Origin of the sequence: Streptomyces sp. NPDC002057 (genome assembly GCF_040296665.1) — a bacterium.
Taxonomy (GTDB): domain Bacteria; phylum Actinomycetota; class Actinomycetes; order Streptomycetales; family Streptomycetaceae; genus Streptomyces.
The window spans coordinates 20215-30480 of sequence record NZ_JBEOXR010000055.1 but is presented as its reverse complement, the minus strand read 5'-3'; the positions used below and the strand labels follow the sequence as shown (position 1 = coordinate 30480).

The following is a 10266-nucleotide window of genomic DNA, read 5'->3' as shown; positions in this document are numbered from 1 at the left end:
CGGTACCGGTGAACTGCGCCCTGCCGAACGCGGCGGTGCCCGTGAACTGCGCCCCGCTGAACCAGGCGGTGCCGGTGAACTGGGTCTCGTCGAACGCGGCGGTGCCCGTGAACTGCGCCCCGATAAACCCCGCGTCGCCGGTGAAGTGCGCCCTGCCGAACAGGGCTTCGTCGGAGAACTGCGCCTCGTCGAACCCGGCGGTACCGGTGAAATGCACCCCGAAAAACCCGGCGGTGCTGGTGAACAGCGCTCCGCCGAACACAGCGGAGCTGGTGAACTGCACCCCGTCGAACGCGGCGGGGCCGGAGAACTGCGCCCTGCCGAACCAGGCGCCGCCGGAGAACTGCGTCCTCGTGAACGAGGCGATGTAGGAGAACTGTGCTCCGCCGAAGCGGGCATCGCCGGAGAACTGCGCCCCGCGGAACATAGCGCCGCCGGAGAACTCGGCCCGGTCGAACCCGGCGGTGCCGGTGAACCGCGCCTGCTCGAACCCGGCGGTGCCGGTGAACAGTGCCCCGTCGAACCTGGCCGTGCCGAGGTGGGGGTTGTGGGTGGTGGGGTCGGTGAGGGCGCTCAGGAGCTGGGTGAGGAGGTCTTCGGTGAAGGGCGTGCCGCGGTGGTCGATGTCGACACCCGGGGTCAGGCCTGCCAGGTACGAGGTGCGGTCGCCGTTGGTCAAGTGCGCGAGGCAGGCCGTATGGCCGGGGACATGGACGCCGCGGCAGCCGACGGGATCGGAGGCCGGGTCAACGCCGTGAGCGCAGTGCGGCCAGGGCGGCGCTGCCGTCGGGGGCTGGGGTGTACTCATGGCGGGACGGCTCCAGGCAGGAGAGGCTCAGTGCCGGCGGTCGCCGGACCGTGACGGACAGGGGTCAGGTGGGCCCAGGTCGGAACGGGTTGTACGCCGCGTACGGGCCCTGGTCCGCCAAGCAGCCCGACGTGGACGAGCCGAACACGCCGCGCCCGCCGAACCCTGGTCAGCCCATGCTCCTTCACCCCGCCCAGCCTGACAGCCCCTCACCACCCAGCGCGGGCAGTTCAACAGACCGAGCGCCCCAACCGCCACCCTGGCCTCGCGCTGACGCCCGTGCCGCATTCACCCAGGCCGCCCAGAACGCCATCGCGAACTCCTGGAGTCCCCGGCCCGCCTCGTTCTGGTGGTCGTGACCGTCAGCCCCGAGACCACCACGCCGCATTCCCACGTGGCCCCATGGGCAGGGTCCGCCGTATGAATGAGTGGGGGATCGCCCTGATCGCCGCCGGAGCGGCCATCCTGGGCAGTGCAGTGACGGGGTTCTTCGCGTGGAAGGCCGGCCACCGACAAGCCGCCGCAGCCGAGACTGCCGGCCAGGCACAAGCGAACGCGTTGATCTCGACGGTCCAGGCCACGCTCGACGAGCAGCGCAAGGTTCGCGCAGCCGAGCAGCGTCGCCAGACCTATGCGGCGATGCTCGCCGCAGCAACGGAGTGGGAGACAGGCCCCCAGAATCACGACCCCGAACTCGCGACGGCCACGCAGCAGGCGCACGCCTTGCTCAGGTTGGAGGGGCCGCCGGAAGTAGCGGGGGCAGCAGAGAGGTACATGGCCGCCGTCTGGCGGACCCGTATTCAGCCGGAAGCTGGCGAGGTTGACGAGCTACCCGGCGGGGCATTCGCCAACCTGCTTAGCACCCGGAACGCCTTCATCCACGCCGCCCAGGACGCCATCGAGAACGCGTAGGTCGTCACCGCCTGCTGGGGTGGTGGTCTCGACCGTCAGGCCCGAGACCACCACCCCGCACGTTTCTATCCGGCGCCGGACGGGCCAGTCTTCCTCGCGGTGCCGGGCGACGTCCTCGACGCTCCAGCCGACGACGGCGGCCACATCCTCGTGGGAGGTGCTGCTGTAGCCCAGCCGGGCCCGCAGCGCCCCGGCCAGGCTGTTACTGAGGATGAACTCGTGGTGTCGCAAGGGCTGCCGGCCCCAGCGTCGGCTCCACGATGCCCTTCTCTTCGCCTTCTACTTGAGGGCGTTCGAGTTCGAGGTGAGCGTGGTGCTGTCTACCAGTGGTGCCAGACCGCTTCGGGGGCGTTGTCGCGCGTTACCGAGTGGTCGTCTCCTGCGACGAAGAACAGGGCCCAGGACACGGCGTGGTCGCCGACGCGCTGGGCACCGAGTTCGAGCTGGAAGCCGTCGCAGAAGATGTCGCCGGTGGGGCCGAACCGCAGGCCGAAGTCGTTCTTGGTCGCTTAGGTTTCCATCTCGTGCGCGAGCTGCGACGGGACACGGCCAATGAGTCGAATTCCCTCGCAGGTCACCTGGGGGCCGAGACGTCCGTCAACGTGAACGTAGGCCAACTGTCCGTTCGAGTAGAAGTAGCACTCCACCGCTGCCCGGCTCATGGAGGTGTCTTCCTTGGCGAAGCGCACGGGGACCCACTCTGAGCTACATTCATCCGGCTGGGCGGTGAAGCCGTGCGCAGCCAGGGCTGCGATGACCTCTTCCTGGTGCATGTCCATGCGCAGTGGCCCCAGGGCCCGCCCGGGGAGGTAGTTCCACTGCGCCCTTTCAGCGTCCGGGAGCACCGGCCACATACCCGTATCCGTCGTACGATCATCGCTCACCCGGTTGGTGACCCGCGTGTCAGGGGTTGGTTAGACGACCGGCCGGGACAGTAGCCGTCGCATACGCGGCCTTCCGGGGCTAGTGGGTTGAAATCGTGTCGATGCTCAGCCGGTCTCGGCGAGGCATCCGTCTATGAGGTGGCTGCGGTACTGGATGTGCCGCAAGCCGCGCCGGATGCGCTGGATGAGGTGTTCGGTGGTGGAGAAGGCGACGTTTGAAAGCCATCCGCGTCGTAGTAGGGACCAGATCCCCTCGACGGGGTTGAGGTCGGGCGCGTAGGGCGGCAGGTAGTGGAGGGTCAGCCAGTCCCGGGCCGCGGCCCACTCCCGCAGACCGGCGGCCTTGTGGACGTTGAGGTTGTCCCAGACGAGCAGCCACCTGGGTTGGCCGGTGACGAGCGGCGCCCAGATCAGCAGCCCGGATGGCCTGATGCCGCTGATGACCGGCCGGCCCGGCACGTGGGGAGCCTCCACCAGCTCCTGCGCCGCCTGGGCGCAGCGCAGAAGGATGCGGCGGAGTTCGGCCTTGCTCGGCCAGCCGCCCGGGTCGCCCAGAACCTCGAGCGTCACCGCGGGTGCGATGGCCCAGCGCAGGTCCCGCAGGGCGCCGCCGGGCCCGTGGTCGACCCGCAGGTGCGGCCAGGGGCCCTCTTCGATTCCGGACACAACGACCGGGGCCGCCGAGCGCGTCGGCGACCTCCGGGTGTGTCCGCAACCAGGCGAGGATCGCGGAGACCGGATCCGCGTCAGCCAGGGTCAGCTCGCTCATCAGAGCTGCGCGTAGCCCTGCGCCTGCAGGCGCGCGCCGTACTCCGGATCGACCAGGAGCTCGTCGCCCGGCGCGTAAGTGACGCCGTCGATCTCGTGGTGGTGCGTCAGCCTGGTCGTGATCGGATCGACGGCAGGGTTGAGCGTGGGGCCGACGCGGCGGGCGAGGGCCGGCGGCCGGACGGCCGGGGCGGGCTGGGTGACGATGTCGGCGTCGGTGGACTGGACCGCGGCATCGGGCACGGCGGGCTTTTTGGTGGTGGAGTTCGTAGCTATGGCCCGCACTGTGGTGGAAGCACGCGCTACTGTCCCGTGCTGAGCTACGAGGGGGAGTTCATGCGCAGGGTAGTCCGAGAATGGTGGCGTGAGACGCCGAAGGCGATCCGCTGGGTGGCCTACATATCGGTGCCGTTGGGGGTCGCTGCAACTGTCCTAGGTGTCTACGGCGACGGTCACGGATGGTGGGACGACCGAGGGTTCCTGACCAACCTGGTGTCCAGTTTCACGAGCCTGCTGTTCGGTGTGCCTACCGCGCTCGTCGTTCTCTCGCATCTGAACGGTCAGCAGGCGCAAGCCATGGAGCGTCGAATCGCCAGGAACAGGGCCGAAGCAGCCAAGGCGGCCTACCTGGAATTGGCCCTTCGGCATGTCCGCTCTGACGCGCATTCCACCTACGAGCTGGCCGCTGCAGAGCTGGTCACAACAGGTAGAGAGCTCGTGAGTGCCCTCACCCAGCACCCGCCGCACCCTCAGGCTGGCGCGCTACTGGAGAAGCGAAGGACTGACTTCCAACGAACGTTCACGGGCGGGGGCGCCGAGCAGGCGGAGTGGATCACCTCAATGCTCCTTGTTTGGGAACAGTTCGACGGCGAGATTCGCCCTTTGGTTGAGGGCGCTGGGCTAAGTTGGCTTCCCCTCAACCGCTACGGTGACCTTCGGGCCAAGCACAAGGCCCTTGCTGCGATCGACACGAAGGCGCTCTTCCACGACTTCGACGCGGTGGAACAGGTCGCGCGCACCCTCTGGAGCCGTGCCAGCAGCCGCCACCAGGCTGCAAGACAAAAGCTCTTGGCAGACGCCCAAGCGTTCAACGCGTGGGCCAGTTTCGTAGCGGACCTTGAGACGATCCTTCGCGATATCGCCAGGGTCGGGCGGTAGTTCTACCGGCGTGCAGAGACGATGGCGGCAGCTCGGGACATGAAGAAGGTGCACACACCTTGGCCTCGCCGGATAGGGCAGCGGGCCGTACGGCGGCCAGCCCCGCCCGAGGGAATCCGAAGATCATTTACGGGACAACCCTTAGACGGCGTTTCTTATGGCGTGATCGTTCGTTGATCCGTGCATGACGGATTTCGTGGAGCGATTGGTTCCGGACGAGTTGTGGGTGCTGTTCCGGCGGGTGGTGCCACCGACTGAGGTGATACGCCCGCAGGGCGGTGGCCGACGCCGGGCAGGTGACCGTGAAGCCCTGGCGGCGATCATCTTCGTGGCGACGTCGGGCTGCACCTGGCGGCAACTGCCGCCGGTGTTCGGCCCGGCCTGGCAAACGGTCTACCGCCGGTTCGCTCAGTGGAGCCAGGACCGGGTCTGGGCAAGGCTCTACCGTGTGATCCTTGACGAGCTCGGAGCGCGGGGCGAGCTGGACTGGTCGCGGTGCGCGATCGACTCGGTCAGTCTGCGGGCTGCAAAAGGGGGCCGCTGACGGGACCGAATCCGACCGACCGCGGCAGGTTGGGATCGAAGATCCACCTGATCACCGACCGGAACGGCTGCCGCTGTCCCTGGGCATCTCCGGCGCGAACATGCACGACAGTCTGGGCCTGGAGCCGCTTGTGCGCGGTATCCCACCGATCCGGTCCATCCGTGGTCCCCGGCGTCGGCGGCCGACGAGGCTGCATGCGGACAAGGGCTATGACTACGACCACCTGCGCCGATGGCTTCGCGAGCGCGGTATCCGCCATCGCATTGCCCGCAAGGGTGTCGAGTCCTCGCAGCGGCTGGGCCGGCATCGGTGGGTGGTCGAGAGAACCGTGTCCTGGCTGGCCGGTTGTCGAAGGCTCCACCGGCGCTATGAAGGGAAGGCCGAGCACTTCCTCGCCTTCGTCGGCATAGCCGCAGTCCTCATCGGCTACCGCCGCTTGGCCAGCCTTCTCACGGCCTGAGCCGGTTCTGCTGTACGTCGAAGCAGATCAGGCCCATGGACTCCGCTACGGCCGCCGCGTAGGCCGACGCCTCCTCGGCCATGCTCCACCGCATGGGGAAGTAGATCAGCGGCCCTGTGGCCTCGCCGATCAGCGGCCCGGTTGACCAGGGGGAGGTGTCCTCCTCGTCCTCGGTGATGTCGCACCACCGATCAAGCAACGCGGCCACGTAGGCCTCGATGCGCTCGGACGGAGGCTCTTCCACCTCGCTGTCGATGTAGCGGTCGTACAGGTCGTCGAAGACCCGGCCGGCGGTCTTGTCATCCGCCGGCCTCTCGCCTTCCCAGACAGCAAGGTCGTAGCTCATGCCAGGAGGCTCTCATGCCGCTCTGACAGCCATAAGAAACGACGTCTTAGTCCAGGCACGCCGAAGGGGAACCCGGTCGCCCTCTCGTCGGCCGGGGGCGTGCGTCAGTCGATGAGGCCGAGGTCGGAGTCCGGGCGGCAGATCGCGCAGGCCTGCACCTGGCCGGCGTGCAGGATCTGGCGGGCCTCTTCGCGGGTGAGGGGGCCAATGTTCTTCCCGGCCATGCGGCAGTCGTCGATGTGGACGCTGTCCGGCACGCGGCGGCCCTGCTCGCGGAGGTAGGCCAGCACCCAGCCGGGCTCCTCCCGCCGCTGCCGGACAGGGCGGAGCGCGGCCTCACGGGTCTCGACCTCGGCGATGCGGGCCCGGACGCGGTCGAGGGAGACCGTCAGCCACGTCTCCAGGGTCCGCAGGCGTGGCAGGTCCGGCGGCAGCTCGGACATCAGCCGACCGGACGCTGGGGTTTCTGCGCGGCTGCGACTGCCTCCGCCTTATGCGCCTGGCACAAGGGGTTCCCACCGAATCCGTAGCGGTGGCAGGGAGCCTGGCAGTGAGCGCATCTACCCAGCAACTGGGGCGGGCACTGCTGCGGCGGGAGGTTGACCGGCGCGGGGGTGGTCATGGCGAATCCTCAGGTCGGGCGGGGCGGCCGGGTCAGGGTAGAACCCGGACTCTCGGATCCCGCGTGGCACACATGGCACAGGTATTCGAACACATGCTCTAATCGAAAGTATGCGCCACCTGCCCTTCCCTGACGACCTCGTCCGCGCCCAGGCGGCGTGGACGCGGACGTACGAGGACCTCGCCCGCCCCCACACCCCGGGGACCGCGGGCGTCACCGCTCTGCGGCGCCGCCTGATCCGGCTCTCCGCCGCGGTGTACTACCACCCCTACTGGGCCCAGTCCCGCCCGGCTTCCGGGCGCCCGGAGCTCGTGCTCCAGGCCCGCGCCGCACGGCACACGCGCGAGGAGGGAGCGGCATGAGCGTGGAGCACGACAGTGTCGTCTGGCACGTCCGGTGCCGACCCGACACCGCCCCTGACGGCCACCGCCGGATCCTGGATCTCCTCGGCGACTTCACTCCCACCGTGCAGCCCCTCCCGCCGCTGGCAGCGCTTGCGCAGCTCAAGGGCGCGGGCCGTCTGTTCGGTACGGCCCCGGAGCGGCTGGCGGTCCGGTTCCGGATCCAGGCGCTGGCGAAATACGGCCTCGACACACATGTGGGTGTGGCCGATACCTGGGCGACGGCCGCGACGGCCTCCGCACACACCGGCCCCAACGGCGTTCTGCACCTGCCCGACCACCGTGCGGTCCAGGCTTTCCTGAGTCCGCTCCCGGTCCGGGCACTGCACGGCATCGGGCCCGCTCAGGCTGCCGCGCTGGAGCGGTACGGCCTGCACACGGCCGGCGCGCTCGCGGCGATGGAAGAGGGCGTCGTCTGTCGGATCCTGGGCGGGAAGGCGGGCCGCACACTGCGCGACCGCGCCCGCGGGATCGACCCCCGGGCGGTCACCGCCCACCGCATGCCCCAGTCCACCTCCACGTTTCATGCCTTCGACCGCGACGTCTACGACCCCGTCCTGTTCCGGGCCGGACTGCTGGACCTGGCCGTCACCCTCGCCGAACGGGTCCGCCGACGCGAGCAGGTCATCCGCAAGGTGACCCTGTCCGTGCGGTTCGCCGACGGCACCACCCTGGACCGGACCCGCGCTCTCCCACATCCCTCCGCCCACACCGAAGACCTGCGTACCGCGACCTTCCGGATCCTGGACTCTCTCGCGTTCCAGCGGGCGCGGATCCGCCGGATCACCCTGACCGCCGAAGACCTCCGCCCCGCCGACGAAGGTCCCGGCACACAGATCTCCCTCGACCTCGCCCGCGAACAGCGGCTCTCACTGGAGCCGGTGCTGGACCGCATCAACAACAAGTACGGACGACGCCTGGCCGGACCGGCCGGCGCCTACCGCCGTGCGAGCTGACCGGCGGGAGGCTGCTACACGGCCCTACAGGGTGCGCAGGACCGCGACGACCTTGCCGAGGATGACCGCGTCGTCTCCCGGGATCGGCTCGTAGGCGGGATTGTGCGGCATCAGCCAGACGCGGCCGTCCTCGCGGCGCAGACGCTTCACGGTGGCCTCGCCGTCGATCATGGCGGCGACGATGTCCCCGTGGTCCGCGCTGTCGGACTGGCGGACGGTGACCAGGTCTCCGTCGCAGATCGCCGCGTCGATCATGCTGTCGCCAACCACCTTCAGTGCGAAGAGCCGTCCCTCGCCGACCAGCTGCCGGGGCAGCGTCAGAACGTCTTCGATCGCTTCCTCGGCGAGGATCGGGGCTCCGGCCGCGATCCGGCCGACGAGGGGAACAGCGGCCACGCCAGGACTGGCCGCCGGGGGCTGGGGGTAGTCCATGGTCCAGCGGGTGCGGACGCGGTAGGCGCGCGGCCGGTGCGGGTCCCGGTAGAGCACCTCCTTGCGTTCCAGCGCCATCAGCTGGTGCGCGACGGAGGAGGTGCTGCTGAGCTTGACCGCGGCGCCGATCTCCCGCATCGACGGGGGGTAGCCCTGGCGGTCGACCTCACGCTCGATGAACTCGATGATCGCGACCTGCCGGGATGTCAGCCCCTCGGCGTTGACCGTAATGCCAGGCGCCCGCCCGGGCCGGCCTGCGGTTTTGGCAGCATGCATGGTGTACCCCCCCCTGGCGGGATCTTGCTTGAAGGGGACACTAACCCGCCAACCAGCACATAGGGAACACTGATTCGATATTCAGGTAGGTGCAGACCCGGGTAGGCAGGGGCGCCGCTGGGGGCATCGATCGAAGCGCCTGTCACGGCCGACTGACCCGCCACGGCCGCGCGCCGCGTGGTCAAGCGAGGTCAGTACCGTGCGCGAGCCTTGATGTTGATGGCGGCACCGATGTCGGCATGTGTGGTGTGGCCGCAGCGGGTGCAGGCGAACAGGTCCCGGGTGCGGCGGCTCTTCGCGTCCACGTGGCCGCAGCGGTGACAGGTCTGAGAGGTGTAGGCGGGGTCGACGACACTGACTGTTGCGCCGTACAGAAGGGCCTTGTACTCGACCTGTCGGCGGATCTCGCCGAAGCCGACGTCCAGAACAGCCCGGTTCAGCCCGGCCTTGGCCCTCACGTTGCGCCCGGGGCTGGCGATCGTTCCGCGGGCGGAGGCGGTCATGTTCTTCACCCGCAAGTCCTCCAGAGCCACATGGGCGTACTGGGTCACCAGCCGCTTGGTCACCAGGTGCTGAGCAGAGGCCCGCCGCGAGGCCACTAGCGCGTGGAGCCTGGCCACCTGGTCCCGAGCTTCCATCCAGCCCTTGGACTGCTCATGAGCCGGACGCCCGCGCAGGTGCCGCCGGGCCATGCGCCGCTGCCATCGACGCAGCTGACGACGGGTGTTCTCCAGATGGCGCGGATTCTCGAACAGCTGGACCCTACTGTCGTTGACCATCAACGGGTCCGATGTGGCGACGAACACCTTCACTCCCAAATCCACGCCCACCGCCCCAGCGGCGAGCTGCCGCCGGCTCGGCCGCGGCGCGGGACCGGCCAGGACCCGGACGTTGAACAGCACCACCCAGCGATGGCCCTCACGGGCCACCGTCACGGATTTCGTCTCCCCGCCCCGGGCCAGAAGCCGGGCCAGCCGTCGCGCGGGACGGTGCAGCCGCACGTCGAAAGCAGGCTGCCCACCGCGCTCACCACCGATCCGCACATGCCGCAGATCCCGCTCGACCAGCCGGACACTGAACATCCGAAACGACTCCCGGCACCGCCCGCGCCGCTTGAACCGGGGATACCGGACCGGCGCCCCCTTGCGCCGTGCTCCCTTCTTCCAGTTGGCGAAGGCGGCGTCGGCATCCCTGAATGCCTGATGACACACGATCGCGTTGACCCCCTTCCACCACTGGTAGCGGTACCGGGGCCCTTGGCCCGCCAGCACAGGGCCCGGCAGAGCCTGATCGCGCTCGGCCACAAAGATCTTCTGGATCGTGAACTGCGAGGGCATATCGATCTTCGGAGCGTTCCTCGCAGCCTGCACGGGCGTCTGGCCCTGAGCGACAAGCTGGTCTCGCCCATGACTCCACAACTGCTGTGCGCCATGCTTGAGACCGAGAGCAAAGTTGTAACTGCACCGTGATGCTTCGGCGTATCGCTGAAGGATTTCGACCTGTCCGGGAGTAGGGGCCAGCGTCTCCTTGACCACGATGGTGGTGCTCTTCTCGACCATGCGCACAGCCTTCCACCCTGCACTGACAATCTTCCCAAATGGGTTAATAGGGGTGTCAGGGGCGTCGTGCTGCGGATTGTGCTCCTACAGTCCTGCTTGCTCCTCTCTTGCGGGAGAGGGACTCGGCCCCTGGACTGGGG

General features: G+C 68.7%; 11 protein-coding genes and 2 pseudogenes. 5 read left to right on the top strand and 8 right to left on the bottom strand.

Annotated features, from left to right (window positions below):
- On the bottom strand, positions 1-679 hold a 679-nt coding region (locus tag ABT129_RS31260; RefSeq protein WP_351908324.1), incomplete at its 3' end, for a pentapeptide repeat-containing protein.
- 549 nt (positions 680-1228) lie between these two features.
- Between ABT129_RS31260 and ABT129_RS31255 the strand changes: the two genes are divergently transcribed.
- Positions 1229-1720 (top strand): hypothetical protein, encoded by a 492-nt coding sequence (locus ABT129_RS31255; protein WP_351908322.1) that lies wholly within the window; start codon positions 1229-1231, stop codon positions 1718-1720.
- Between the two features lie 509 nt (positions 1721-2229).
- On the opposite strand, the gene ABT129_RS31250 is transcribed toward ABT129_RS31255, so the two are convergent.
- The 3 genes and pseudogenes from ABT129_RS31250 to ABT129_RS31240 form a co-directional block, all read right to left on the bottom strand.
- Entirely contained in the window at positions 2230-2499 is a 270-nt protein-coding gene (locus ABT129_RS31250) for a hypothetical protein (protein ID WP_351908320.1), read from the bottom strand.
- Positions 2500-2709: 210 nt separating this feature from the next.
- Positions 2710-2979, bottom strand: a pseudogene (locus ABT129_RS38130) (transposase); the annotation flags it as partial.
- Between the two features lie 393 nt (positions 2980-3372).
- A complete protein-coding gene (locus ABT129_RS31240; RefSeq protein ID WP_351908316.1) occupies positions 3373-3615 on the bottom strand; it encodes a DUF7210 family protein in 243 nt (80 codons plus the stop codon).
- Between the two features lie 69 nt (positions 3616-3684).
- Between ABT129_RS31240 and ABT129_RS31235 the strand changes: the two genes are divergently transcribed.
- Positions 3685-4530 carry a hypothetical protein gene (locus ABT129_RS31235; RefSeq protein WP_351908314.1) on the top strand — a complete coding sequence of 282 codons (846 nt, stop codon included), beginning with the start codon at positions 3685-3687 and terminating at the stop codon, positions 4528-4530.
- A 184-nt stretch (positions 4531-4714) separates the two neighbouring features.
- Positions 4715-5534: pseudogene (locus tag ABT129_RS31230) on the top strand (IS5 family transposase).
- On the opposite strand, the gene ABT129_RS31225 reads toward ABT129_RS31230, so the two are convergent.
- Entirely contained in the window at positions 5524-5880 is a 357-nt protein-coding gene (locus tag ABT129_RS31225) for a hypothetical protein (protein WP_351908313.1), read from the bottom strand. The pseudogene ABT129_RS31230 and the gene ABT129_RS31225 overlap by 11 nt on opposite strands.
- Before the next feature lie 104 nt (positions 5881-5984).
- On the bottom strand, positions 5985-6323 hold the full coding sequence (locus tag ABT129_RS31220; protein WP_351908311.1) for a DUF6233 domain-containing protein: 339 nt from the start codon (positions 6321-6323) through the stop codon (positions 5985-5987).
- Positions 6324-6612: 289 nt separating this feature from the next.
- Here ABT129_RS31220 and ABT129_RS31215 point away from each other — a divergent pair, with 289 nt between their 5' ends.
- Both ABT129_RS31215 and ABT129_RS31210 read left to right on the top strand, forming a co-directional pair.
- Entirely contained in the window at positions 6613-6864 is a 252-nt protein-coding gene (locus ABT129_RS31215; RefSeq protein ID WP_351908309.1) for a DUF8825 domain-containing protein, read from the top strand.
- The gene (locus tag ABT129_RS31210; protein ID WP_351908307.1) at positions 6861-7859 is read left to right on the top strand and encodes a DNA polymerase Y family protein; all 999 of its coding nucleotides are present in this window, start codon (positions 6861-6863) and stop codon (positions 7857-7859) included. The genes ABT129_RS31215 and ABT129_RS31210 overlap by 4 nt, the downstream gene beginning before the upstream one ends.
- Before the next feature lie 24 nt (positions 7860-7883).
- On the opposite strand, the gene lexA is transcribed toward ABT129_RS31210, so the two are convergent.
- Positions 7884-8567 carry a transcriptional repressor LexA gene (lexA, locus tag ABT129_RS31205; RefSeq protein ID WP_351908305.1) on the bottom strand — a complete coding sequence of 228 codons (684 nt, stop codon included), beginning with the start codon at positions 8565-8567 and terminating at the stop codon, positions 7884-7886.
- A gap of 191 nt (positions 8568-8758) precedes the next feature.
- Positions 8759-10126, bottom strand: a complete 1368-nt coding sequence (locus tag ABT129_RS31200; protein WP_351908303.1) for an RNA-guided endonuclease InsQ/TnpB family protein — start codon at positions 10124-10126, stop codon at positions 8759-8761.
- Positions 10127-10266: the final 140 nt, after the last annotated feature.

Bases quoted from the DNA above. Each gene is read 5' to 3' on its own strand.
- ABT129_RS31255 (WP_351908322.1), top strand. From the start codon at position 1,229: ATGAATGAGTGGGGGATCGCCCTGATCGCCGCCGGAGCGGCCATCCTG.
- ABT129_RS31250 (WP_351908320.1), bottom strand. From the start codon at position 2,499: ATGGACATGCACCAGGAAGAGGTCATCGCAGCCCTGGCTGCGCACGGC.
- ABT129_RS31210 (WP_351908307.1), top strand. From the start codon at position 6,861: ATGAGCGTGGAGCACGACAGTGTCGTCTGGCACGTCCGGTGCCGACCC.
- ABT129_RS31200 (WP_351908303.1), bottom strand. From the start codon at position 10,126: ATGGTCGAGAAGAGCACCACCATCGTGGTCAAGGAGACGCTGGCCCCT.
- ABT129_RS31220 (WP_351908311.1), bottom strand. From the start codon at position 6,323: ATGTCCGAGCTGCCGCCGGACCTGCCACGCCTGCGGACCCTGGAGACG.
- ABT129_RS31215 (WP_351908309.1), top strand. From the start codon at position 6,613: ATGCGCCACCTGCCCTTCCCTGACGACCTCGTCCGCGCCCAGGCGGCG.
- ABT129_RS31225 (WP_351908313.1), bottom strand. From the start codon at position 5,880: ATGAGCTACGACCTTGCTGTCTGGGAAGGCGAGAGGCCGGCGGATGAC.
- lexA (WP_351908305.1), bottom strand. From the start codon at position 8,567: ATGCATGCTGCCAAAACCGCAGGCCGGCCCGGGCGGGCGCCTGGCATT.